The organism is Streptomyces sp. NPDC014733, assembly GCF_043083385.1.
GTDB lineage: Bacteria > Actinomycetota > Actinomycetes > Streptomycetales > Streptomycetaceae > Streptomyces.
This window is the reverse complement of the sequence record NZ_JBIBYO010000005.1, coordinates 1-21,847: the sequence shown is the minus strand read 5'-3', so window position 1 is coordinate 21,847 and position 21,847 is coordinate 1. Positions and strand designations below refer to the sequence as shown.

The window sequence follows — 21,847 nt, the reverse complement described above, 5'->3', positions numbered from 1 at the left end:
GCCGGGGCGGGCCCGCCATGCAGGTGGGGACCGGATCGGGGTGTACCTGGCACCACCTCCGGCCGGCCCCTTGGACTACCGACACCGGCGACCGGGATGACCAGGGTGGAGTGCGGGCCCGACGTCCGGGTTCACCGTCACCGCAAAGGACCCGGATCATGACGCTGCTCCTCGCCCCGCCCGCGCCGAAGGCAGGTGCGCGCCCGCTCACCGCGGAAGGCCGCCGGTGGCCGGGCCGGGTGCTGACCGGCGCCGGGATCGCCCTGCTGCCGTGGACCGTCTGCCTCGCCGCCACACTGCCGCCCGGGCAGGCCGCGGCCTGGGCGGCCCTCGATCTGCTGGAGGCCGCGGCCCTGCTGAGCGCGGGCCGCCGGCTGCTGCGCGGCGCCCCGGGCCACCGCCGCCCCGCGGCCGCCGCCGCCCTGCTGCTGCTCACCGACGCCGTCGTGGACGTCACCACCGCCGCACCCGGCGCGGAACTGGCCACCGCCGTCGCCATGGCTCTGGCCGCCGAACTCCCGCTGGCGGCGGTGTGCGGGGCGCTCGCGCTGCGCCGGGAGCGCCCGGCGCAGCGCTGAGCCGGACAACGCCCCGGCCCCGCCCGCAGGAGACGCGGGCGGGGCCGGGGGCCACGCTCAGGGGCGACGGGCCGGAGCCCGCCCGGGGTCAGCAGCCGAGCAGCCGCGCACCCAGGTACGCCTGGATCTGGTCCAGGGAGACGCGCTCCTGCTTCATGGTGTCGCGCTCGCGGACGGTGACCGCATTGTCGTCGAGGGTGTCGAAGTCGACGGTGACGCAGAACGGGGTGCCGATCTCGTCCTGACGGCGGTAGCGGCGGCCGATGGCGCCCGCGTCGTCGAACTCGATGTTCCAGTTCTTGCGCAGGTCGGCGGCGAGGCCCTTGGCCTTCGGCGACAGCTGCGGGTTGCGGGAGAGCGGCAGGACCGCGACCTTGACCGGCGCCAGGCGCGGGTCGAGGCGCATGACGGTGCGCTTCTCCATCTTGCCCTTGGCGTTGGGCGCCTCGTCCTCGATGTACGCGTCGAGCATGAAGGCGAGCATCGCGCGGTTCACGCCCGCCGCCGGCTCGATGACGTAGGGGGTCCAGCGCTCGCCGGCCTCCTGGTCGAAGTAGGAGAGGTCCTGGCCGGACGCCTTGGCGTGCGCCGACAGGTCGAAGTCGGTGCGGTTGGCGACGCCCTCCAGCTCCGAGAACTCGGTACCGCCGAAGTTGAAGCGGTACTCGATGTCAGCGGTGCGCTTGGAGTAGTGGGAGAGCTTCTCCTTGGGGTGGTCGTACCACCGGATGTTCTCCTCGCGGATACCGAGGTCGCGGTACCAGTTCCAGCGCTCGGCCATCCAGTACTCGTGCCACTTCTCGTCCTCGCCCGGCTTGACGAAGAACTCCATCTCCATCTGCTCGAACTCACGGGTGCGGAAGATGAAGTTGCCCGGCGTGATCTCGTTCCGGAACGACTTGCCCATCTGCGCGATGCCGAACGGGGGCTTCTTCCGGGAGGTCTGCTGGACCTGCGCGAAGTTGGTGAAGATGCCCTGCGCGGTCTCGGGACGCAGGTAGGCGACCGAGGCGGTGTCCTGCGAGGGGCCGAGGTGGGTGGAGAGCAGACCGGAGAACTGCTTGGGCTCGGTGAAGCCGCCCTTGTTGCCGCAGTGCGGGCAGTTCAGGTCGGCCAGACCGTTGGCGGGCAGCCGGCCGTGCTTCGCCTCGTACGCCTCCTCCAGGTGGTCGGCGCGGAAGCGCTTGTGGCAGGAGGTGCACTCGGTGAGCGGGTCGGTGAAGGTGGCGACGTGGCCGGACGCCTGCCAGACCTCGGGGGCCAGGATCACCGACGAGTCGATACCGACGACGTCCTCACGCGAGGTGACCATCGCGCGCCACCACTGGCGCTTGAGGTTCTCCTTCAGCTCGACGCCCAGCGGACCGTAGTCCCAGGCGGCGCGCGAACCGCCGTAGATCTCACTGCAGGGGTAGACGAAGCCACGGCGCTTGCTCAGGCTGACGATGCTGTCGATCTTGTCGGCGGCCACGGTGCTCTCTTCATTACGACGGCGAACGATGGACGGGCGGCGGCGCTGCGCGCCGGTGCGGGTGAATGATTCAGGTTACCGGCGGGCGTACCCCCCGGGCCAAATCGCCTGGGGCGCCTCTCCGCTTCCTCCCGGTACCACCCGCCCCGGGGCCGCGTTCGAACACGTTGTTGACAATCGTTTCCACTTTTGTTGAAAATGACAGTCATGAACACACGCCGTCGCATATCCACCGCAGCCCTGGCCGGAGCCTGCGGCCTCGGCCTGATCGCCCTCTCCGGTTGTTCCGCCGCCACGACGGGCGGCAGCGGCGGGAAGCTGCGGGTGACGGCGTCCTTCTACCCGATGGAGTTCCTCGCCCGGCAGATCGGCGGCGACCACGTCGAGGTGTCCAACCTCACCAAGCCCGGTGTCGAACCCCACGACCTGGAGCTGTCCCCCAAGCAGACCGGTCAGCTCGGCGAGTCCGGCGCGATCGTCTACCTCAAGGGGCTCCAGCCCGCCGTCGACGAGGCGGTCGCCCAGTCCGGCGTGAAGAACATCGCCGACGCCGCCGCGATGACCACCCTGGAGAAGCACGGCGACGAGGTCGACGGCCACGACCACGGCCACGCCGCGGGCGGGGCCGACGCCGATCCGCACATCTGGCTCGACCCCGTGAAGTACGCCGAGGTCGCCAGGGGCGTGAACGCGACGCTGGCCAAGGCCGACCCCGCCCACGAGGCCGACTTCCGGAAGAACACCGACGCCCTCGTCAAGAAGCTGGACGGGCTGAACGCCGACTTCGAGAAGGGGCTGAAGAACCGCGCGTCGGACACCTTCCTCACCACCCACGCGGCCTTCGGCTACCTCGCCGAGCGCTACGGCCTGACCGAGGAGGCCATCAACGGCCTCGACCCCGAGTCCGAGCCCAGTGCCCACCGCATCAAGAACCTCCACACCGTGGCAGAGAAGCACCAGGTCTCGACGGTCTTCTTCGAAACGCTCGCCAACCCGGCCACCGCCAAGGCGCTCGCCGGCGACCTGCATCTGAAGACCGACGTGCTCGACCCCCTGGAGGGGATCACCGACGCCTCCCGCGGCAAGGACTACTTCGGCGTGATGCGCGCCAACCTCGCCGCCCTCCAGAAGGCGCTCGGCACCAAGTGATCAGCCACCCCGGGTCCACGACGGAGGTCCGCATGGAAGAAACGTCACCCCCGCAGCCCGACCGCCCGGTCATCGCGCTGCGCGGCGCCACCGCGTCGCTCGGCTCCCGGCCCGTGCTGCGCGGCGTCGATCTGACCGTGCGCGCCGGAGAGGTCGTCGCGCTGCTCGGCGCCAACGGCTCCGGCAAGTCCACCGCCGTCCGCTCCGTGATCGGCCAGGTGCCGCTGACCGGCGGCGACCTCACCCTCTTCGGCACGCCGCTGCGCCGCTTCAAGGAGTGGCACCGCGTCGGCTACGTCCCGCAGCGCACCACGGCGGCGGGCGGGGTGCCCGCCACCGTCCGGGAGATCGTCGCCTCCGGGCGGCTGGCCCGCAGCCGCTTCGGGCTGCCGCGCCGCGCCGACCGCGAGGCCGTCCACCACGCGCTGGAGCTGGTCGGGATGGCCGACCGCGCCAAGGACTCCGCCACCGCGCTCTCCGGCGGCCAGCACCAGCGGGTGCTGATCGCCCGCGCGCTGGCCGTCGAACCGGAACTGCTGATCATGGACGAGCCGATGGCCGGGGTGGACCTCGCCAGCCAGGAGGTGCTGGCGCACGCGCTGCGCGAACAGGTCGCCCGCGGCACCACCGTCCTGCTCGTCCTGCACGAACTGGGCCCGCTGGAGCCGCTGATCGACCGGGCGGTGGTCCTCCGCGACGGCTGTGTCGTGCACGACGGGCCGCCGCCCGAGGCCGTCGGCCAGCACGCGCTGCCCGGCCACGACCACGTCCACCCGCACGCCGACGACACGGCCCCCGCGACGCTGGGGACGGGACTGCTGAGCTGACATGGAAATCCTGAACTACGCCTTCATGCAGCGGGCCCTGATCGCCGCCCTCATCGTCGGCATCACCGCACCCGCCATCGGCATCTACCTCGTCCAGCGCCGCCAGTCCCTGATGGGCGACGGCATCGGCCACGTCGCCCTCACCGGCGTCGGCCTCGGCTTCCTGATCAACAGCAGCTCCGCGTGGGCCGGTCCGGTGTGGATCGCCACCTTCGTCGCCATCGCCGGCTCCGTCGCCATGGAGCTGATCCGCTGGTACGGGAAGACCCGCGGCGATCTGGCGCTGGCCATGCTGTTCTACGGCGGTATGGCGGGCGGTGTGATGCTGATGAACCTCTCCGACGCCGGCTCCAACGCCAACCTCAGCACCTACCTCTTCGGCTCGATCACCACCGTCTCCGCACAGGACATGACGGCGATCTGCGTGCTGGCCGCGCTGGTCCTGGCGATCACCGTGGGGCTGCGCCGCCAGCTCTTCGCGGTCTGCCAGGACGAGGAGTTCGCCCGCGTCACGGGGCTGCCGGTGCGGCTGCTCAACCTGCTGATCGCGGTCACCGCCGCGGTCACCGTCACCGTCGCGATGCGCGTCGTCGGGCTGCTGCTGGTCTCCGCGCTGATGGTGATCCCGGTCGCCGCCGCCCAGCAGATCAGCCGCAGCTTCGCGGTCACCTTCGCGCTGGCCGTGGCGATCGGCGTCGGTGTCACCCTGACCGGCACCGCGACCTCGTACTACGTCGACGTGCCGTCCGGCGCGACGATCGTGCTCTTCGCCATCGCCGTCTTCATCCTCTTCACCCTGCTCGCCACGCCGCTCGCCAGGAAACGGGCGCGGGCCGCCGCGGGGGGCGCCGACGGGTGCACCCTGGAAGTACCCGGGGGCCGCACTCCGGCGGACGACGTACGGGTCTGAGCGCGGGTCCGGTCCGCGGGCGCCGCGGGGGCGTAAGTGTCACCCCGGCGATCCGGTCATCACCTGGCACAATGGCCACACGCCCGTCCAGGGGGACGACCACGACGTAGGAGGCAACGGTGGCGACGAGCGCGGGATCCCCGGTACGCGGCCGGTCGACGCGACAGCGGACCGCGGTGTCGGCCGCTCTCGACGAGGTCGACGAGTTCCGCAGCGCCCAGGAACTGCACGACATGCTCAAGCACCGGGGCGACTCGGTGGGCCTGACCACCGTCTACCGCACGCTCCAGTCGCTCGCGGACGCCGGCGAGGTCGACGTCCTGCGGACCAGCGACGGCGAGGCCGTCTACCGCCGGTGCAGCACCGACGACCACCACCATCACCTCGTCTGCCGCACCTGCGGCAAGGCGGTCGAGGTGGAGGGCCCGGCGGTGGAGAAGTGGGCCGACCAGATCGCCGCCGAGCACGGCTTCCGCGATGTCGCGCACACCATCGAGATCTTCGGCACCTGCGGCGACTGCGCCGGGGCCGAACAGAAGTAGCCGCACCCGGCACGGCGAAAGGGCCGCCTCCCCGAGCGGGAGGCGGCCCTTTCGCGTGTCCCGTGGCCGTCAGGTCGCCGATTCGCCCTCGGCGATCGGCGCCGCACCGAACCGGCGGTCGCGCTTGGCGTACTCCAGGCAGGCTTCCCAGAGGTTCCGGCGGTCGAAATCAGGCCAGAGAATGTCCTGAAACACCATCTCCGCGTAGGCGCTCTGCCAGATCAGGTAGTTCGAGGTGCGCTGTTCGCCCGACGGGCGAACGAAGAGATCAACGTCCGGCATGTCCGGGTAATACATGTACTTGGCGATGGTCTTCTCACTGACCTTGGACGGGTCGAGTTTGCCCGCCTTCACGTCCGCGGCAATGGCCGCAGCGGCATCCGCGATCTCCGCGCGCCCGCCGTAATTCACGCAGAAATACAGCGTCATCGCGTCATTGTCCTTGGTCTGCTCCTGGGCGATCTGGAGCTCCTGGACAACGGACTTCCACAGCTTCGGCATACGCCCGACCCACCGGATACGGATACCCAGTGCGTCCATTTCGTCACGCCGCCGCCGAATGACATCGCGATTGAAGTTCATCAGGAAGCGGACCTCGTCCGGCGAACGCTTCCAATTCTCGGTGGAGAACGCGTAGAGCGAGAGGTTCTTCACGCCCATTTCGATGCAGCCCTTGAGGACGTCCAGGACGACACCCTCGCCGACCTTGTGGCCTTCGGTGCGCGGCAGTCCGCGCTCCTTGGCCCACCGGCCGTTTCCATCCATGACGATGGCCACGTGCTCGGGAACCAACTCCCCGGGGATCTTCGGGGGACGCGCACCGGAGGGGTGCGGCTCGGGCGTCTCGTATTCGCGTCGATTACGGCCCAGAATTCCGCGTCGTGCCATGCGGCCCACGTCTCCCATTGTCTTGAGTACCGAGGTCGATTGAGTTCGCCGGGCGGCTCGTGCGCCTCCCGCCCGGACCATACCGCCGGGCTATTTCTCCACGTACCGGAGCGAACGCAGTCCGCGCTCCAGATGCCAGTGCAGATACGCCGCGACGAGTCCGCTGCCCTCCCGGACGTGCCGGGCTTCGCTCGCGTCCGCGGTCTCCCAGTCGCCGGTCAGCAGCGCGCTGAGGAGCCCGATGGCCTCCGAGGAGGGTACGACGCTTCCCGGCACCCGGCAGTCGCCGCACACCACCCCGCCCGAAGCGACCGAGAAGAACCGGTTCGGGCCGGGCAGCCCGCATTTCGCACAGTCGCCGAAGCTCGGGGCGTAGCCGTTCACCGCCAGCGACCGGAGCAGGAAGGCGTCGAGGACCAGATGCGGTTCGTGCTCACCGCGCGCCAGCGTCCGCAGCCCTCCGACGAGGAGGAGGTACTGCTGCACCGCCGGTTCGCCCTCGTGGTCGGTGAAGCGCTCCGCCGTCTCCAGCATCGCGGTGCCCGCGGTGTAGCGGGCGTAGTCGGTGACGATCCCGCCGCCGTACGCCGCGAGCGACTCGCTCTGGGTGCACAGCGGCAGCCCGCGCCCGACCAGTTCGCTGCCGCGGGCGAAGAACTGCACGTCGACGTGGGAGAACGGCTCCAGGCGCGCGCCGAACTTCGACTTCGTCCGCCGCACTCCGCGGGCGACGGCCCGCACCCGCCCGTGGCCGCGGGTGAGCAGCGTGATGATCCGGTCCGCCTCCCCGAGCTTCTGGGTGCGCAGCACGATGCCGTCGTCGCGGAACAGACTCATGCCGCCATTGTCCCGCATCCGCCGGGGGCGGCGGGGCGGCCGGGGGGCGGGGAGCACGGGGCGGCCCGGGGGATGCGGGGCGGTGGCCGGGGCGGGGATTGTCCGCGCCGCCGGCGCGACCGCTGCGGACGGGCGGGACGGGCGGGCGGAAAAGCCGGGAACAGCAGGAAACGCAGAAATCACAGAAGCCGCAGAAATCGCGGAAAGCTCGGGAAACTCGGGAAACTCGGGAAACCGGGGAATCGCGGAAGGCAGGGCGGCCGGGGAAATGCGCGTCGGCGGGCGAACGGGGCCGCCGGGCGGCGGGGTGGAGCCTTTCCGGCCCGGACCCCGCCGGGAAGGGCGTCAGGCCAATTCGCCTCTGCTGCGGGCGTTCACGTACGCGGTCGTCGCCCGGAGACGCTCGGTGACGGTGGCCGGCCGCACCGTCGTGCGGGCACATTCCCAGTCCCGGCCCCCGCCGATCGGCCGCAGCCGGAGGATTTCGCCGTCGACCGCCACGACCTTGCCGACCCGCGCCGTACGGATATCGAGGGCGAAGGCGCCGACCGGTGGCCGGGGCGTGGTGTTCATCGTTCCCCCAGCGCGTCCGTCAGCCGTCGGGCGACATCCATCGTGCAGCGGCCCAATTCCACCAGCGGGAGCATCGCGTAATTGGCACAGGAAACGGGGTCGGGTCCAAGGGACGGCAGGACGATTCCCGCGCGTGCGAGGGTATTTCGCAATTCTTTGGTGACGGATTCAACTTCTTCGATCCGGTCCATCGGAGACCCACACCTTCTGTCGGAGCTTTCGCCGTTGGGGGGTAAAGAGTGACCCCTCGGACCGGACTGCGCAACGAGGGGCGCACCGCAAAGCCCGGACCGGGTAACCGGAGCGGGTTATGGCCAATGCTTCACAAGACGGTGAACACCGGGCGGTTCGCATCCCATTCGACGCCCCCCCGGCCACCGGTCCGGCGAATGGGCGTCCACCCGCACGAGACGGCCCGTTCGCGCACATATTCCTTTTCCGGTGCCGTACCGGAGGGCACGGCCGGAGACGGAACACGAGTCCGTAAGACCCCATTCGGCGCGTCGCCCCTTATTCGGTACGGGCCGGAAATCCGGCCGTTCTTTCGAGAAAAGCTCAGAGGGTGAGCGAAAACCCGTCAGTCTGCGGGGATTTCGCGACAGTGCGAAGCCGGGGATCCGCCGGTGCCACGCCTTCTCGGAAGGCCCGGCACAAGAGGGCAGAGGGCGCGCGAAGGTGCGCCCCGGCGCGCGGGAATGCCTTGCGCGCCGGGGCCGGAAAATGGCCGCCGGACGCCCCCGGGGACGCGCCGCGCGCCCGTTTAGATCACCGGGTGCCGTCGCGTCAACTGCCGTCCCCGGGGCCGGGATCGTGTGGCGATCGTCGCCCGTCCATCCCTGGTGAAGGGCGCGGCTGGCCCCTACGCTCTTCTCGTCGCCGCGGCTTTCGCCGCGGGCATCCCTGACCTGGCCACATCGGCGTCGGAGGAAGGCACGCAATGCACCGCCGCCCGCTCGAACACCCCGCCGCGGGGCATCCGCAGCCGCGGCGGCGGCACCTGCGGCAACCGCCGGAGGCGGCGCGGCGGCCCTCCGTGTGCCACCGCCGCCCGGGAGCACCCCCGCCCGCTCCCCGCCCGGCCGACGGGATCGCAGCACACCTTCCGCACCTCTCCGACCACCCCGGGAACGGCCCGTTACCGCAACCGACGCGCCGGTAACATCCCGTCAGGTCCGGTTTCCCGTACGGCTGTCCGCGGCTCTTCCGTGCCGTGGACGCCGTGCGGCCGACACCGTGACGACCGGCCCCGTTCCCCCAACAAGGATCTCGATGACATCCATACCGGAGGCACTGCTGTGGTGCCTCAGTGCAGGAACGGCCGCCGCCGTGGTGCTGGCCGCGTGCCTGTTCCGCGCCCAGCGGCAAGGCAAGGCCCTCGCCGGGCGCCTGGCCGCCGCCGAGGAACAGCACGCGGCGACGGTACGCGGCAACACCGAGCTGAACGCCCGGCTGCGGGCCACCGAGGCGGAGATCCGGCATCTGGCCGGTGCGCGCATCCCCGATCTGACGACGGCGCTGGCCCATCCGCACGTGCCCGTCCGCGGTCTCCTCGACGGACGGTTCGCGGACTCCGAGACCGATCACGCGCTCACCGCGGTGCTGGACCAGATCTCCGAGGCGGTCACCAAGGAGCGGCTGCGGGTCGACGCCGCCGCCCAGGCCACGCTGCGCGGCGCCACCACCACCATCCAGGCGCTGCTCTACCGCCTCCAGACCGCGCTCCAGGAGATGCAGCACCGCTACGACGACCCGTCGGTCGCCCAGGACCTGCTCCACGCGGACTTCCTCAACGAGCAGGCGCTGCGGCGCATTCAGGCCACCGGTGTCGTCTGCGGCGCCTGGCCGGGCCTGACGCGGGAGGACTCCTACCTCGCCGAACTGGTCGTCGGCGCCACCTCCCGGCTGCGCGGCTACGAGCGGGTGCAGGTCAGCAACCAGCTGCGGGACCCGGTCGCGGTCGTCGCCCGTGCCGTCGAGCCGATCGCGATCACCGTCACCGAGCTGCTCGCCAACGCGCTGCACCACTCGCACCGGGAACTGCCGGTCACCGTCACGCTCCAGCAGGGCAACCGCGGCGCCTCGGTGATCATCGACGACTACGGCGTCGGTATGCACGCCGACGAGATCGAGCACGCCATGACGCTGATGTCCGGTGAGCGAGAGGTCATGCTCACCCAGCTGGGCGACCCGCCGCGGGCCGGTTTCGCCGCCGCCGGACAGCTGGTGCGCCAGTACGGCTTCGGGGTGCACGTCGAGTCGTCGCCGTACGGCGGTGTCCGCGCGGTGATCTACATCCCGGGCGACCCGCTTCTGACCGTCCTCGACGAGAGCCGTCAGCCGATGTCCGTCATGGCCCCCGTGCCGCACCGTCCGGCCGCCCCGGCGGGCGGCTCCGTCCCCGCGACGGGCAGCGGCACCAGCCCGGCGCCGGTGGCCGCCCCGCAGTCGCCCGCCCAGCACGCCCCCGCACCGGCCACCGAGCCGTACGCGCCCGCGCCGGGCGCGCCGGCCGGGCACCCCGACCCCGGGGCCGCCCCGGGCGCCGAGGGTGATCTGCCACGCCGGCGCCGCCGCCGGCCGACCGCCGAACCCGAGCAGAGCCTGCCGCGCAGTGAACCGGTCGCCGACCGCACGCCGGAAGAAACCGCCTCCCGCTGGGCCGCGCTCCAGCAGGGCACCGAGTCCGGCCGGGCAGCCGCCGCCCGCCCGGAGCCCCCTCGCTCCCCCGAAGGGAATCCCCACGCATGAACACCCCGACCCGCCGCCGTGTCACCGAGGACAAGTCCTGGGTGCTGGCGCCTCTCCTGGAGCTGCCGCATGTTATCCACGCAGCCGTCATCTCGGGTGACGGATTCATCGAGGGCTCCTCGCCCGGCCTGACCCGCGAGGCGGCCGAGGGCGTCGCCGCGATGATGTCCGCGCTGCAGGGCGCCGGACGGGCGGTGACCGCCGCCTTCGCCGAGCAGGGCGACGCCACGCTGCGGCAGACCGTCGTCGAGTCCGAGCAGGGCTGGGTCTTCGCCATCCCCGCCGGGGAGAACACCTGCCTCGCGGTCTTCGCCGCGCCGGAGGTCAACATGGGCATCGTCGCCCACCACATGCAGGTGCAGGTGTCGACGCTGGGCGCCAAGGTCATGAACAGCCCGGCCCGGGACCTCGGCAGCCCCGCATGACCCCGCGGCAGAACGGCAGGCGCCTGGTGCCGGCCTATCTGGCCACCGGTGGGCGGGCCCGGCCCAGCCGCAACACGCTGGACCGGCTGACACTGCTGCACGGCGTGGACATGCCGCCCACCAGCGAGCTGCGGCCGGAGGAGCGCCGGATCCTGGAGCTGCTGCGGCCCGGCGCGCTGTCGCTGGCCGAGGTGGCGGCCCATCTGCGGCTGCCCGTCAGCGTGGTGAAGGTCCTGGTGGCCGATCTCGTCGACGCCGGGCGGCTGCACGCCCGTGTCCCCATACCCGAAGCCGAGCAATTCGACCGGCAGATCCTGGAGAGGGTTCTCGATGGACTCCGCTCTCTCAAGTCCTAGCGGCGCGCCCGCCACCGGCGGCGGCTCGATGTACCTGTCCGGCACCGACCAGACGCTGGTCAAGCTGCTGGTCGCCGGGCCGTTCGGCGTCGGCAAGACGACGCTGATCCGCGCGCTGTCCGAGACGCAGCCGCTGCACACCGAAGAGGTGATGACGCAGTCCGGCGCGTTCGTCGACGACCTCGCCGGGGTGCGGGAGAAGACCACCACGACCGTCGCCATCGACTTCGGGCGGCTCACCCTCCCCGGCGATCTGGTGCTGTACCTCTTCGGCACCCCGGGGCAGAAGAGGTTCCGTCCGCTGTGGGCGGACATCGCCCGCGGTGCGCTGGGCGCCCTCGTCCTGGCCGACACCCGCCGGCTGGCGGACTCCTTCGAGGTGATGGACATCATCGAGGAGGCCGGGCTGCGGTACGCCGTCGCGGTCAACACCTTCCCGGACGCGCCGCACTACGACACCGAGAAGCTCCGCGACGCGCTCGACCTGCACCCCGAGACGCCGCTGGTGCTCTGCGACGCCCGCGACCGCGACCAGTCCGTCGACGCGCTGATCTCCCTCGTCGGACATGTGCTGGCCCATACGCCCCAGGAGAACCAGAACCCGTGACTTCCCCGTACGAACCGGGCGCCGCCCCGCCGCCCGGCTGCCCCGCGCACGCACACGGCGGCGCGGCCCCCGCCGGACCGCAGGACGGCCGCGCGCCGGGCCCCGCGCACGGCGCCCCCGGGCCGGACCCCGCCGAGCAGAGCGGTCTGGTGCGGCTGTACGACCCGGAGTTCGCGGCCGACCCGCACCGCTACTACGCCCATCTGCGGCAGTACGGCGCCCTGGCGCCCGTCGAGATCGGCACCGGTGTGACCGCGATGCTGGTCACCGACTACCGCGCCGCCCTCGACCTGCTCAACGACGACACCACCTGGTCGAAGGACTCCCGCAGCTGGCAGCAGACCGTGCCGCCGGACTCCGCGGTGCTGCCGATGCTGGGCTGGCGGCCGAACGCGCTGTTCTCCGACGGCGACACCCACCGGCGCTACCGCCAGGTGATCACCGACAGCTTCCGGCTCGTCGAACCGCACGAACTGCGCGCCCGCGTCCGGCACGCCGCCGACAGCCTCATCCGGAACTTCGGCGCCCGCGGCGACGTGGACCTGATGCCGGAGTACGCCCAGCGGCTGCCGCTGCTGATGTTCAACAACCTCTTCGGGATGCCCGAGGAGTACGGCGACCAGCTGATCGCCGCCGTGGGCGGGCTGATGGACGGGGCGACGCCGGAGGAGGCGGCCAGCGCGGACGCGGCCTTCACCGCGTACATCATGGAGCTGGTCGGCCGGAAGAAGGCCGAGCGGGGCGCCGACCTCACCTCGTGGTTCCTCGACCACCTCAACGGGCTGAGCGACGAGGAGGTCATCGCGCAGATCGTCGTGACGCTGGCCGCGGGCAACGAACCGCTGTCCAACCTCATCGGCAACGCCCTGTCGCGGATGCTCTCCGACGACCGTTACTACAGCACCCTCTCCGGCGGCGCGCTCACCGCGCAGGACGCCATCAACGAGGTGCTGTGGAACGACCCCCCGATGGCCAACTACTCCGCCCACTACCCGCGCCGCGACGTGTTCTTCCACGGCACCTGGGTGCGTGCGGGGCAGCTGGTGCTGGTCTCGTACGCGGCGGCCAACACGCAGTTCGGCGCGGTCGCGCTCGACGACCGGTCCGGCAGCGGCGCCCATCTGGCATGGGCGGCGGGGCCGCACATGTGCCCCGTCCAGCGGCACGCCCTGGTGATCGCGACCACCGCGATCGAACGTCTCACCGCCTGGCTCTCCGACATCGAACTCGCCGTTCCGGCGGAGGCGTTGACGTGGCGGCCCGGCGGGTTCCAACGAGCTCTCGCGGCTCTTCCGGCCCGCTTCACCCCGATCACTCCCGACCAGGCAGGAGCTACACCATGGGACAGCAGCCCGTCGCCATCGACCCGACCGGAGCCGACATCCACGGCGAGGCGGCACGCCTCCGCGCACTAGGCCCCGCCACCCTGGTCCAGCTGCCCGACGGGCCCACGGCCTGGTCGATCACCAGCCACGCCCTGCTCAAGGAGTTGCTGACCGACCCGCGCGTCTCCAAGAACGCCCGTGAGCACTGGCCCGCCTGGCAGCGGGGCGAGTACCACGAGACCTGGCTGCAGACCTGGGTCGGCGTGAACAACATGTTCACCGCGTACGGCGCCGACCACCGGCGGCTGCGGAAGCTGATCGCCCCGGCGTTCACCGTCCGCCGCACCGAGGCGATGCTGCCGTCCGTCGAGCGCATCACCACCGCGCTCCTCGACGACCTCGCGGCGCTCCCCGCCGGCGTCACCACCGATCTGCGTGCCGGGTTCGCGCACCCGCTGCCGATGCAGGTCATCTGCGAGCTGTTCGGCATACCGGACGGCGACACCCGCGTGGAGCTGGCCCGGCTCTCCGAGATCATCATGACCACCGTCGACCCCGAGGAGGCCGGGGTCACGCTGGTGGCGACGCATGAACTGCTCGGCAACCTCGTCGCGTTGAAGCGGAAGGAGCCCGCGGAGGACCTCACCAGCCTGCTGGTCTCCGCCCGCGACGACGACGGCCAGAAGATGAGCGAGGCGGAGCTGATCGACACGCTCCTGCTCGTCCTCGTCGCCGGCCACGAGACCACCGTCAACCTCATCGGCAACGCGGTGCACAACCTGCTCACCCACCCCGACCAGCTCCAGCTGGTGCGCGACGGGAAGGCGGGCTGGAACGACGTCATCGAGGAGACCCTGCGCTGGACCCCCAGCGTCGCCAACCTGCCGCTCCGCTTCGCCGTCGAGGACATCGAGATCCCGGGCGGCCCGACCATCCGCAAGGGCGAGCCGATCCTCGCGGCCATCGCCGCCACCGGCCGGGACGAGGCGCACCACGGCCCCACCGCCGGCGCGTTCGACATCCGCCGCCCCGCCCCGGAGCACCTCACTTTCGGCCACGGCGTGCACCACTGCCTCGGATCCCCGCTGGCCCGGATGGAGGCCCGCATCGCCCTCCCCGCGCTCTTCGCCCGCTTCCCGGACCTGGCGTTCGCCGTCCCCACCGAGAAGCTGGAGCCCGCGGGCGGCTTCATCGTCGGCGGCTTCCGCGAGCTGCCGGTACGCCTGAGCTGATCCGCGCCTGAACGGCCGTCGGCCCCGCCGCCCACCACGGGCTGCGGGGCCGACGGCCGTTGTGGTCCCCGGGACGGTCAGGACGGGGTGCGGGCCGCCGCCAGCAGGCGTTCGGTGTCGGCGTTCGCCAGCGTCAGCGCGGTGCCGACGGTGGCCAGCACCTCCCGCTCGGCGGGGGTGTACGCACCGTCGGCGAGGGCGATCCGGGCCGCCTGGAGCAGCAGCGCCTCACGGCCCGCCGGGGCGAGGTGCGGGGCGAGCGGGCCGAGGGAGGAGTGCAGCTCGATGGCGAGGGCCGTCCCGCACGGGTCGAGCCCGCGTGAGGCGCCGTCGTCGCCGGTCAGCGCCTCGAAGGCGGGGCTCAGCGCACCGGTGTCGGCGGCGAGCGCGGCCAGGAGGGTGAGCAGCTGGTCCTCGCAGCAGTCGGGGAACCCGGCGTCGCGGACGGTGGTGACCGCGGTCTCCCGCACCGCACGCGAGGCGGTGCCGCCGGCCGCCAGCAGCGCCAGGGTGACGGTGTGCACCGCGTCCCGCAGCATCGCGGAGAGCCGCACGGTGGTCGGGTGGTCCAGGGCGTCCGGGGCGAACCGGCCACGGCAGGCGGAACATTCGACGACCGGTCCGGCCTGGCCGCGGGAGAGCAGCGGGAGCCCGAGGACGGTGAGGCGGCGCCGGCCGGTGCGGCGGCGGTAGTTGCGGTCGCCGCCGCAGTCGGGGCAGAAGAACTCGCCGTCGGCGACGGTCCGCCAGGACGTGCGTACGCCCACCACACCCAGCTTGACCATCGCGTCAGACCTCCGTATCTCCCCCGTAGCCATGAGGGCACCGAACGTCTGCTTCTCGGCCCCTTCGCCGCACCGACGTGATGTTAGCCACATCCACGATGCGGCGTCAGCACCCCGGACGGACAACGGCCGAATGACGAAGGGTGCGCACCGTCAGGGGGAGGCGGCGGGCGGCGGGTTGACGCGCGGTGCCCCGCCCGCCGCGTACACGGGGTACGGGCGGACGGGGCACCGGAGGGGCCGGGGCGGCGCCCCGGGCGGTCAGCGGGCCGCGCGGTTGACCGCCGAGGCGACGGCCTTGATGGAGGCGCGGACGATGTTCGCGTCGATGCCGACGCCCCACAGGACCTTGTCGCCGATGGCGCACTCGACGTACGCGGCGGCCTGGGCCGCGGCGCCCTCGCTCATGGTGTGCTCGACGTAGTCCAGAACCCGTACGTCCGCGTCGATCGCGTGCAGCGAGTCGATGAACGCGGCCAGCGGGCCGTTGCCGGTGCCGGTCAGGACGGTGTCGGTGCCGTCGACGACCGCCTCGACGGTCAGCGCGTCGGTGCCCTCGCTGGTCGTGGAGGTCTGCGCGGAGCGCAGCGCGATCCGGCCCCAGGCGTTCTCCGGGGTGGGCAGGTACTCGTCCTGGAAGACGGACCAGATCGCCGCCGGGGTCACCTCGCCGCCCTCGGCGTCGGTCTTCCCCTGGATGGTGCGGGAGAACTCGATCTGCATCCGGCGCGGCAGGTCCAGCTTGTGGTCGTTCTTCAGGACGTACGCGATACCGCCCTTGCCGGACTGCGAGTTGACCCGGATGACCGCCTCGTACGAACGGCCGACGTCCTTCGGGTCGATGGGCAGGTACGGCACCGCCCACTCGATCTCGTCCACGGTCTTGCCCCGGGCGGCCGCGTCGGCCTCCATGGCGTCGAAGCCCTTCTTGATGGCGTCCTGGTGGGAGCCGGAGAAGGCGGTGTAGACCAGGTCGCCCGCGTAGGGGTGGCGCGGGTGGACCTCCATCTGGTTGCAGTACTCGGAGGTGCGGCGGATCTCGTCGATCTGCGAGAAGTCGATCTGCGGGTCGACGCCCTGCGAGAAGAGGTTCATGCCCAGGGTGACCAGGTCGACGTTGCCGGTCCGCTCGCCCTGGCCGAACAGGCAGCCCTCGACGCGGTCGGCGCCGGCCATCACTGCCAGCTCGGCGGCGGCGACGGCGGTGCCGCGGTCGTTGTGCGGGTGGGTCGACAGGCAGACGAACTCGCGGCGGGTCAGGTTCCGCGACATCCACTCGAAGCGGTCCGCGTGGGTCGAGGGGGTGGAGCGCTCGACGGTGGCGGGCAGGTTGAGGATGATCTCGCGGCCCTCCTCGGGCTGCCAGACGTCACAGACCGCCTCGCAGACCTCCAGCGCGAAGTCCAGCTCGGTGTCGGTGAAGATCTCCGGGCTGTACTGGTAACCGAAGATCGTCTCGTCGCCCAGGATCTTCTCGGCGTACTCCATGACCAGCCGGGTGCCGTCCACCGCGATCTGCTTGATGTCCTCCTTGGAGCCGCGGAAGACGACCCGGCGGAAGGTGGGGGCGGTGGCGTTGTAGAGGTGGACGGTGGCGCGGTGGGCGCCGCGCAGCGACTCGACGGTCTTCTCGATCAGGTCCTCGCGCGCCTGCGTCAGGACGGAGATCGTCACGTCCTCGGGGATCGCGCCCTCTTCGATGATGGAGCGGACGAACTGGAAGTCGGTGTCGCCGGAGGAGGGGAAGCCGACCTCGATCTCCTTGTAGCCCATCCGCACCAGCAGATCGAACATCTCCCGCTTACGGGCCGGGGACATCGGGTCGATCAGCGCCTGGTTGCCGTCGCGCAGGTCGGTCGAGAGCCAGCGGGGCGCCTTGGTGATGCGCTTTTCCGGCCAGGTGCGGTCGGGGATCTCCACCGCTTCGTACCGGCCGTACTTGTGGACCGGCATGCCCGAAGGCCGCTGCATCTGCGTGGCATTGGTGATCGGGGTGGGACGGCCGACGGCGTTCTCGGCGGGGGTCGACGGGTTCGACATGGTGCGTGGGGCTCCTCGTGCAGTCCGCGGAAGTCCCCGGTCCGGGCTGGTCCGGGAGCCGGGGAAGGCCGACGGGGCGATCACTCGCAGCACCGAACTCCGCGGGGAGGGGGTCGGCCTACGACTACAGGCCCTCGCCGCGGCAGCTAAGGAGAAGCAGCCCGAAACGCATGATGCCTCGCACCTTAACCGAGCCGATCGAGTCCTGCGGCCCCGTATCAGTATGCGGGACTGCTTGGACAGCATGGCCGGAATGCGATCAAGCACACGTTTTTGCACCACACCTTTTCGGGAAATCCAGGAGCGGGCAGTGACACGGGCGTCACACAATGCGACATTTGCGGTATGGACGTCACCTCGAAGCCGGGTACCCCGGCCACTCCCGTTTTCTGCACGATCGTGCCGCCCCACCTCCTCGACAAGCTGGCACAATCCGACGCTCCTGAACACCACGAGCCGGCCCGCCGCACCCTCGAACACGACGCGTTCCTACGCACCCGGCGCCACGAGTGCACGCTGCGCACCGCCGCGGCCCGCGCCGAGGGCTCCGACAAGCCGAACCGCACCATCTACGACGCCCGGCACAGCCAGGACCTGCCCGGCACCAAGGTGCACTCCGAGACCGACAGCGCCTCCAAGGACGCCTCGGTCAACCGCGCGCACGCCGGGCTCGGCGCCACCTTCGAGCTGTACCTCAAGGTCTACGGCCGCCACTCCATCGACGACGCCGGCCTCCCGCTCAACGCGACCGTCCACTACGGCGAGAAGTACGACAACGCCTTCTGGGACGGCGAGCGGATGGTCTTCGGCGACGGCGACGGCAAGCTCTTCAAGGACTTCACCATCCCGGTCGACGTCATCGGCCACGAACTCACCCACGGCGTCACGCAGTACACCGCGGGCCTCGACTACAACGGCCAGTCCGGCGCGCTCAACGAGTCCATCTCGGACGTCTTCGGCTCGCTGATCAAGCAGTACGCCCTCAAGCAGAGCGCCGACCAGGCCGACTGGCTGATCGGCGCCGACCTCCTCGCCCCCGGCGTCAAGGGCGCGGCGCTGCGCTCCATGAAGGCGCCGGGCACCGCGTACGACGACCCGGCCCTCGGCAAGGACCCGCAGCCGGCGAAGATGGCGGACTTCGTCGACACCCAGGACGACAACGGCGGCGTGCACATCAACTCCGGCATCACCAACCACGCCTTCTACCTCTTCGCCACGGCGGTCGGCGGCAACGCCTGGGAGAAGGCCGGGCAGGTCTGGTACGACGTGCTGACCGGCGGGAAGCTGACGAAGACCGCCCAGTTCGCCGACTTCGCCAAGCTGACCATCGAGGCGGCCAAGACCCGCTTCGGGGCGTCGGGCGCCGAGCACGAGGCCGTCGTCAAGGCGTGGTCGACGGTCGGTGTCGTCACCGCCGAATAGCACAGCGCCGGGACGTCTGCGGCGCCCCGGGCGGGTAGGAGCCACCCATGCACATTCACATCAGACGCACCGGTGGCTTCGCGGGCATCGAGCGCCGCGCCGAGGTCGACACCTCGGCGCGGTCCGACGCCGACGCCTGGCACACCCTCGCCGAACGGTCCCTCGCCCAGGGGCACACCGAGCCCCCGATCGGCGTGCCGGACGGCTTCCGCTACCAGATCACCGTGGACGGCAGAACCGTCTACTGCTCCGACCCGCGCCTGACCGAGGAGCAGCGCACGCTGATCAGCCGGGTGCTGAAGGAGGGTGACTGACGTACCGCGCAAGGGAGTTGACGGGCGGAGGGCGGTGGCGGCCGGTGGGCCGCGCCGCCCTCCGCCCGTGTTCCCGGACCGATCCGGACAGCCCGGAGCGCGGACCTTGACGCCGCGACGCAGCGCCGCACCCCGAAGGCGTCCTTCCGCCGGCTGCGCGACGCCTGGCGGGCGCAGCGGGGATGAGCGCCCGGGGCCGCCGGTCCGGCGCGCGCCTGCGGACGCGGGCACGGGCCGGTCCGGCGGCGTACGGCGCTAGAAGCCCAGCTTGCGCAGCTGCTTCGGGTCGCGCTGCCAGTCCTTGGCGACCTTGACGTGCAGATCGAGGAAGACGGGCGTACCGAGCAGCGCCTCGATGTGCTTGCGCGACTTGGTCCCGACCTCCTTCAGGCGCTTGCCCTTGGGGCCGATGATGATGCCCTTCTGGCTGGGACGCTCGATGTAGACGTTGGCGTGGATGTCCAGCAGCGGCTTCTCCGCGGGCCGGCCCTCGCGCGGCAGCATCTCCTCGACGACCACGGCGATCGAGTGCGGCAGCTCGTCTCGGACGCCCTCCAGCGCCGCCTCGCGGATCAGCTCGGCGACCATGACCTGCTCGGGCTCGTCGGTGAGGTCGCCCTCGGGGTAGAGCGGCGGGCTCTCCGGCAGCAGCGGCACCAGCAGATCGGCGAGCAGGCCCACCTGCGCGTCGCCGACGGCGGAGACCGGCACGATCTCGGCCCACTCGATGCCCAGCTCCTTGCCGAGCCGGTCGACCGCGAGCAGCTGCGCGGCGAGCGTCTTGGAGTCCACCAGGTCCGTCTTGGTGACGACGGCGATCTTCGGGGTCTTCTTGATACCGGCCAGCTCGGAGGCGATGTAGCGGTCGCCGGGGCCGAGCTTCTGGTCGGCGGGGAGGCAGAAGCCGATCACGTCGACCTCGGCCCAGGTGGTGCGGACCACGTCGTTGAGCCGCTCACCGAGCAGGGTGCGCGGCTTGTGGAGCCCCGGGGTGTCGACGAGCACCAGCTGCGCCTCAGGGCGGTGCACGATGCCGCGGACGGTGTGGCGGGTGGTCTGCGGACGGTTGGAGGTGATGGCCACCTTCGTGCCGACCAGAGCGTTCGTCAGGGTGGACTTGCCCGCGTTGGGGCGGCCGACGAAGCAGGCGAAGCCCGCGCGGTGCGGGGCGGAGGAGTCTGTACGAGCGCTCATGGCGCCCATTGTCCCCGATCCGCGCGGCCCGACCGACCACCGGTCGCCCCGGCGGCAGCCGGACGCCCGACCGGCGGCGCCGGGCCCGGCGTGCCGGACGGCGTCCGCGGAGACGGCGTGCGGCGGCGCTGCGCTCCGGCCCGGACGGCCGCGCCGGGCGCAGGAGGAGCGGACGCCGCCCGCCGGGGCTCAGGCCCGGACGTCGCCCGCCGGGACGGTGACCCGCAGGGTGCCGTCGGGGCCCGCCACGAGCACCGGGGTGTCCGGGCCGCCCAGGTCGGCGACGGCCGCGCGGTCCGCGTCGGCGGCGTGCTCCGCGTCGGTGACCACGGCGGCGGCCTCCAGGGACCGCGCGCCGCTGGCGACGGCCATCGCCACGGCGGTCTGCAGCGCACTGAGCTTCAGCGAGTCCAGGGCGACGGTCCCGGCGACGTAGGTGCGGCCGGTCTCGTCGCGTACGGCGGCACCCTCGGGCACGCCGTTGCGGGCCCGCGCCGAGCGCGCGAGCGTGATGATCTTGCGGTCTTCGGGGTCCAGCGGTGCGGCTTCGCTCATACGGCCGAGCATATGCGGGGGCCGGGCCCGGCGGTCCCGCGGGGCGGAAGCGCCTCCCGGCCGTCCCGCTGCGGTACGGCGTCGAAACGGACGGCCGCCACCCGCTCCCGGGTACCGGCGTCCAGCACCACCAGCGAGGTCAGCTCGGCGAGCGTGTCCGGCAGCTCCGCGGCGGCGTCGGCGGGGCGGTCCAGGGAGCGCAGCAGCCGGTCCAGGCCGCGGCAGTGGCGGGCGAAGACACGGCGGCGCACCCGGCGGGCGCGGGCGCGCTGCCCGGAGAGCGCGGTGGCGGCGCCGACGTCCAGCAGGACCAGGTGCAGCGTCCGGCCGTGGCGGGCGGCGCCGCGCGCCAGCAGCCGGCGCAGCCAGACCCGGCTCCCGCAGTCGTGGACCAGCACCGGACCGTCCCCGCGCAGCGCGGCCACCACCTCCCGCAGCAGCCGCCAGCGCGCCCACGGCCGGTAGACCGGGTACGGCAGCCAGTGCGGCATCACCGCCTCACAGGCGACGTGCACCGCGCGCGGATCGATCACCGCGGGCGCCCCGGGCCCGTCCGACCAGCGTCCCAGCAGGGTGCTCTTGCCGCTGCCCGGCAGCCCCGCGACCACGACGACGGCACCGGGCGGATAGCGGAGGAGACCGGGGACGGTCTCTGCGGCCCGGAGGTCCAGCAGGCCACGGGGGCGGGCTTCGTCGGAGCCGTGGCCGGGAGCCCCATCCGGGCCGGCGCCGGAGATCTCACCGGACCCTCCACGGGACGGCTCGCCACCCCCTCGGCCAGGGCCCTCGGGGGCCGCACCACCGCGTGTTCCCCCGGTCCGCTGCACCGGGTGGACCGGTCCTCCGCCCGTCCGCTGCTCGCCCGTCCCGCTGGTGATGTCGGATCCCCCTTGCCCGCACGCCGTGTCGGGCCCAGCTTCGCACGGGGTGGAACGGGCCGGGAGGGGACGGCAGACGCACCACCAGGGAAAGCGCCGGCAGACGACGGGAAACCGCCCCCGTGACACGAGGCGGTGGTGGGGGCGGGGGTGGTGTTTCGGACTGCTCCGCTTTACGTCCGAAACACCAC

At 71.9% G+C, this 21,847-nt stretch carries 23 protein-coding genes; 13 read left to right on the top strand and 10 right to left on the bottom strand.

What is annotated here, in order from left to right:
• Positions 1-158 precede the first annotated feature (158 nt).
• Positions 159-578, top strand: a complete 420-nt coding sequence (locus ACF1BH_RS13860) for a hypothetical protein (protein WP_391642685.1) — start codon at positions 159-161, stop codon at positions 576-578.
• An 88-nt stretch (positions 579-666) separates the two neighbouring features.
• On the opposite strand, the gene ACF1BH_RS13855 is transcribed toward ACF1BH_RS13860, so the two are convergent.
• On the bottom strand, positions 667-2,049 hold the full coding sequence (locus tag ACF1BH_RS13855) for a glycine--tRNA ligase (protein WP_391642684.1): 1,383 nt from the start codon (positions 2,047-2,049) through the stop codon (positions 667-669).
• Between the two features lie 207 nt (positions 2,050-2,256).
• Between ACF1BH_RS13855 and ACF1BH_RS13850 the strand changes: the two genes are divergently transcribed.
• The 4 genes from ACF1BH_RS13850 (at position 2,257) to ACF1BH_RS13835 (ending at position 5,477) form a co-directional block, all read left to right on the top strand.
• Positions 2,257-3,198, top strand: a complete 942-nt coding sequence (locus ACF1BH_RS13850) for a metal ABC transporter solute-binding protein, Zn/Mn family (protein WP_391642683.1) — start codon at positions 2,257-2,259, stop codon at positions 3,196-3,198.
• A gap of 32 nt (positions 3,199-3,230) precedes the next feature.
• Positions 3,231-4,025: a metal ABC transporter ATP-binding protein gene (locus ACF1BH_RS13845; RefSeq protein ID WP_391642682.1), complete on the top strand. Its 795-nt coding sequence runs from the start codon at positions 3,231-3,233 to the stop codon at positions 4,023-4,025.
• 1 nt (position 4,026) lies between these two features.
• Positions 4,027-4,935: a metal ABC transporter permease gene (locus ACF1BH_RS13840; RefSeq protein WP_391642681.1), complete on the top strand. Its 909-nt coding sequence runs from the start codon at positions 4,027-4,029 to the stop codon at positions 4,933-4,935.
• Positions 4,936-5,054: 119 nt separating this feature from the next.
• Complete coding sequence (locus ACF1BH_RS13835; RefSeq protein WP_391642680.1) at positions 5,055-5,477, top strand: Fur family transcriptional regulator; 423 nt, start codon at positions 5,055-5,057, stop codon at positions 5,475-5,477.
• Positions 5,478-5,546: 69 nt separating this feature from the next.
• Here the strand turns inward: ACF1BH_RS13835 and ACF1BH_RS13830 are convergent, their stop codons facing one another.
• The 4 genes from ACF1BH_RS13830 to ACF1BH_RS13815 all read right to left on the bottom strand — a co-directional run bounded on the left by ACF1BH_RS13830 (position 5,547) and on the right by ACF1BH_RS13815 (position 7,966).
• The gene (locus ACF1BH_RS13830; RefSeq protein ID WP_391643059.1) at positions 5,547-6,365 is read right to left on the bottom strand and encodes an isoprenyl transferase; all 819 of its coding nucleotides are present in this window, start codon (positions 6,363-6,365) and stop codon (positions 5,547-5,549) included.
• 90 nt (positions 6,366-6,455) lie between these two features.
• Positions 6,456-7,202, bottom strand: coding sequence for a DNA repair protein RecO (recO, locus tag ACF1BH_RS13825; RefSeq protein WP_391642679.1), 747 nt, complete (start codon positions 7,200-7,202; stop codon positions 6,456-6,458).
• A 345-nt stretch (positions 7,203-7,547) separates the two neighbouring features.
• A complete protein-coding gene (locus ACF1BH_RS13820) occupies positions 7,548-7,775 on the bottom strand; it encodes a hypothetical protein (RefSeq protein WP_391642678.1) in 228 nt (75 codons plus the stop codon).
• Positions 7,772-7,966: a hypothetical protein gene (locus ACF1BH_RS13815; protein ID WP_078654204.1), complete on the bottom strand. Its 195-nt coding sequence runs from the start codon at positions 7,964-7,966 to the stop codon at positions 7,772-7,774. Before ACF1BH_RS13815 ends, ACF1BH_RS13820 begins: the two co-directional genes overlap by 4 nt.
• Positions 7,967-9,044: 1,078 nt before the next feature.
• Between ACF1BH_RS13815 and ACF1BH_RS13810 the strand changes: the two genes are divergently transcribed.
• Genes ACF1BH_RS13810 through ACF1BH_RS13785 form a run of 6 tightly spaced genes read left to right on the top strand, consistent with a single transcriptional unit; the run spans position 9,045 to position 14,468 of the window.
• A complete protein-coding gene (locus ACF1BH_RS13810) occupies positions 9,045-10,523 on the top strand; it encodes an ATP-binding protein (RefSeq protein ID WP_391642677.1) in 1,479 nt (492 codons plus the stop codon).
• The gene (locus ACF1BH_RS13805; protein WP_391642676.1) at positions 10,520-10,948 is read left to right on the top strand and encodes a roadblock/LC7 domain-containing protein; all 429 of its coding nucleotides are present in this window, start codon (positions 10,520-10,522) and stop codon (positions 10,946-10,948) included. Before ACF1BH_RS13810 ends, ACF1BH_RS13805 begins: the two co-directional genes overlap by 4 nt.
• Positions 10,945-11,304, top strand: coding sequence for a DUF742 domain-containing protein (locus ACF1BH_RS13800; protein ID WP_030286933.1), 360 nt, complete (start codon positions 10,945-10,947; stop codon positions 11,302-11,304). Before ACF1BH_RS13805 ends, ACF1BH_RS13800 begins: the two co-directional genes overlap by 4 nt.
• Before the next feature lie 28 nt (positions 11,305-11,332).
• Positions 11,333-11,911, top strand: a complete 579-nt coding sequence (locus ACF1BH_RS13795) for an ATP/GTP-binding protein (RefSeq protein ID WP_391643058.1) — start codon at positions 11,333-11,335, stop codon at positions 11,909-11,911.
• The gene (locus tag ACF1BH_RS13790; protein WP_391642675.1) at positions 11,908-13,326 is read left to right on the top strand and encodes a cytochrome P450; all 1,419 of its coding nucleotides are present in this window, start codon (positions 11,908-11,910) and stop codon (positions 13,324-13,326) included. The genes ACF1BH_RS13795 and ACF1BH_RS13790 overlap by 4 nt, the downstream gene beginning before the upstream one ends.
• On the top strand, positions 13,251-14,468 hold the full coding sequence (locus tag ACF1BH_RS13785) for a cytochrome P450 (protein WP_391642674.1): 1,218 nt from the start codon (positions 13,251-13,253) through the stop codon (positions 14,466-14,468). Before ACF1BH_RS13790 ends, ACF1BH_RS13785 begins: the two co-directional genes overlap by 76 nt.
• Positions 14,469-14,545: 77 nt before the next feature.
• Here the strand turns inward: ACF1BH_RS13785 and ACF1BH_RS13780 are convergent, their stop codons facing one another.
• Complete coding sequence (locus tag ACF1BH_RS13780) at positions 14,546-15,253, bottom strand: TerB family tellurite resistance protein (RefSeq protein ID WP_391642673.1); 708 nt, start codon at positions 15,251-15,253, stop codon at positions 14,546-14,548.
• A gap of 261 nt (positions 15,254-15,514) precedes the next feature.
• Positions 15,515-17,293, bottom strand: coding sequence for a 2-isopropylmalate synthase (gene leuA / locus ACF1BH_RS13775; RefSeq protein ID WP_391642672.1), 1,779 nt, complete (start codon positions 17,291-17,293; stop codon positions 15,515-15,517).
• Between the two features lie 345 nt (positions 17,294-17,638).
• Between leuA and ACF1BH_RS13770 the strand changes: the two genes are divergently transcribed.
• Positions 17,639-18,715 carry a M4 family metallopeptidase gene (locus ACF1BH_RS13770; RefSeq protein ID WP_391642671.1) on the top strand — a complete coding sequence of 359 codons (1,077 nt, stop codon included), beginning with the start codon at positions 17,639-17,641 and terminating at the stop codon, positions 18,713-18,715.
• 47 nt (positions 18,716-18,762) lie between these two features.
• A complete protein-coding gene (locus ACF1BH_RS13765) occupies positions 18,763-19,029 on the top strand; it encodes a protealysin inhibitor emfourin (RefSeq protein WP_391642670.1) in 267 nt (88 codons plus the stop codon).
• A gap of 255 nt (positions 19,030-19,284) precedes the next feature.
• Here the strand turns inward: ACF1BH_RS13765 and era are convergent, their stop codons facing one another.
• The 3 genes from era to ACF1BH_RS13750 all read right to left on the bottom strand — a co-directional run bounded on the left by era (position 19,285) and on the right by ACF1BH_RS13750 (position 21,386).
• On the bottom strand, positions 19,285-20,223 hold the full coding sequence (era, locus tag ACF1BH_RS13760; RefSeq protein ID WP_030286952.1) for a GTPase Era: 939 nt from the start codon (positions 20,221-20,223) through the stop codon (positions 19,285-19,287).
• Between the two features lie 189 nt (positions 20,224-20,412).
• Positions 20,413-20,778, bottom strand: a complete 366-nt coding sequence (locus tag ACF1BH_RS13755; RefSeq protein WP_391642669.1) for a cytidine deaminase — start codon at positions 20,776-20,778, stop codon at positions 20,413-20,415.
• The gene (locus tag ACF1BH_RS13750) at positions 20,775-21,386 is read right to left on the bottom strand and encodes an AAA family ATPase (RefSeq protein ID WP_391642668.1); all 612 of its coding nucleotides are present in this window, start codon (positions 21,384-21,386) and stop codon (positions 20,775-20,777) included. The genes ACF1BH_RS13755 and ACF1BH_RS13750 overlap by 4 nt, the downstream gene beginning before the upstream one ends.
• Positions 21,387-21,847 lie beyond the last annotated feature (461 nt).

What these genes read in the sequence shown, in the direction of transcription:
- ACF1BH_RS13840 (WP_391642681.1), top strand. Translation starts at nt 4,027, where the DNA reads ATGGAAATCCTGAACTACGCCTTCATGCAGCGGGCCCTGATCGCCGCC.
- ACF1BH_RS13755 (WP_391642669.1), bottom strand. Translation starts at nt 20,778, where the DNA reads ATGAGCGAAGCCGCACCGCTGGACCCCGAAGACCGCAAGATCATCACG.
- era (WP_030286952.1), bottom strand. Translation starts at nt 20,223, where the DNA reads ATGAGCGCTCGTACAGACTCCTCCGCCCCGCACCGCGCGGGCTTCGCC.
- ACF1BH_RS13860 (WP_391642685.1), top strand. Translation starts at nt 159, where the DNA reads ATGACGCTGCTCCTCGCCCCGCCCGCGCCGAAGGCAGGTGCGCGCCCG.
- recO (WP_391642679.1), bottom strand. Translation starts at nt 7,202, where the DNA reads ATGAGTCTGTTCCGCGACGACGGCATCGTGCTGCGCACCCAGAAGCTC.
- ACF1BH_RS13800 (WP_030286933.1), top strand. Translation starts at nt 10,945, where the DNA reads ATGACCCCGCGGCAGAACGGCAGGCGCCTGGTGCCGGCCTATCTGGCC.
- ACF1BH_RS13805 (WP_391642676.1), top strand. Translation starts at nt 10,520, where the DNA reads ATGAACACCCCGACCCGCCGCCGTGTCACCGAGGACAAGTCCTGGGTG.
- ACF1BH_RS13785 (WP_391642674.1), top strand. Translation starts at nt 13,251, where the DNA reads ATGGGACAGCAGCCCGTCGCCATCGACCCGACCGGAGCCGACATCCAC.
- ACF1BH_RS13765 (WP_391642670.1), top strand. Translation starts at nt 18,763, where the DNA reads ATGCACATTCACATCAGACGCACCGGTGGCTTCGCGGGCATCGAGCGC.
- ACF1BH_RS13820 (WP_391642678.1), bottom strand. Translation starts at nt 7,775, where the DNA reads ATGAACACCACGCCCCGGCCACCGGTCGGCGCCTTCGCCCTCGATATC.
- ACF1BH_RS13850 (WP_391642683.1), top strand. Translation starts at nt 2,257, where the DNA reads ATGAACACACGCCGTCGCATATCCACCGCAGCCCTGGCCGGAGCCTGC.
- ACF1BH_RS13810 (WP_391642677.1), top strand. Translation starts at nt 9,045, where the DNA reads ATGACATCCATACCGGAGGCACTGCTGTGGTGCCTCAGTGCAGGAACG.
- ACF1BH_RS13845 (WP_391642682.1), top strand. Translation starts at nt 3,231, where the DNA reads ATGGAAGAAACGTCACCCCCGCAGCCCGACCGCCCGGTCATCGCGCTG.
- ACF1BH_RS13795 (WP_391643058.1), top strand. Translation starts at nt 11,333, where the DNA reads ATGTACCTGTCCGGCACCGACCAGACGCTGGTCAAGCTGCTGGTCGCC.
- leuA (WP_391642672.1), bottom strand. Translation starts at nt 17,293, where the DNA reads ATGTCGAACCCGTCGACCCCCGCCGAGAACGCCGTCGGCCGTCCCACC.
- ACF1BH_RS13815 (WP_078654204.1), bottom strand. Translation starts at nt 7,966, where the DNA reads ATGGACCGGATCGAAGAAGTTGAATCCGTCACCAAAGAATTGCGAAAT.
- ACF1BH_RS13780 (WP_391642673.1), bottom strand. Translation starts at nt 15,253, where the DNA reads ATGGTCAAGCTGGGTGTGGTGGGCGTACGCACGTCCTGGCGGACCGTC.
- ACF1BH_RS13770 (WP_391642671.1), top strand. Translation starts at nt 17,639, where the DNA reads ATGGACGTCACCTCGAAGCCGGGTACCCCGGCCACTCCCGTTTTCTGC.
- ACF1BH_RS13830 (WP_391643059.1), bottom strand. Translation starts at nt 6,365, where the DNA reads ATGGCACGACGCGGAATTCTGGGCCGTAATCGACGCGAATACGAGACG.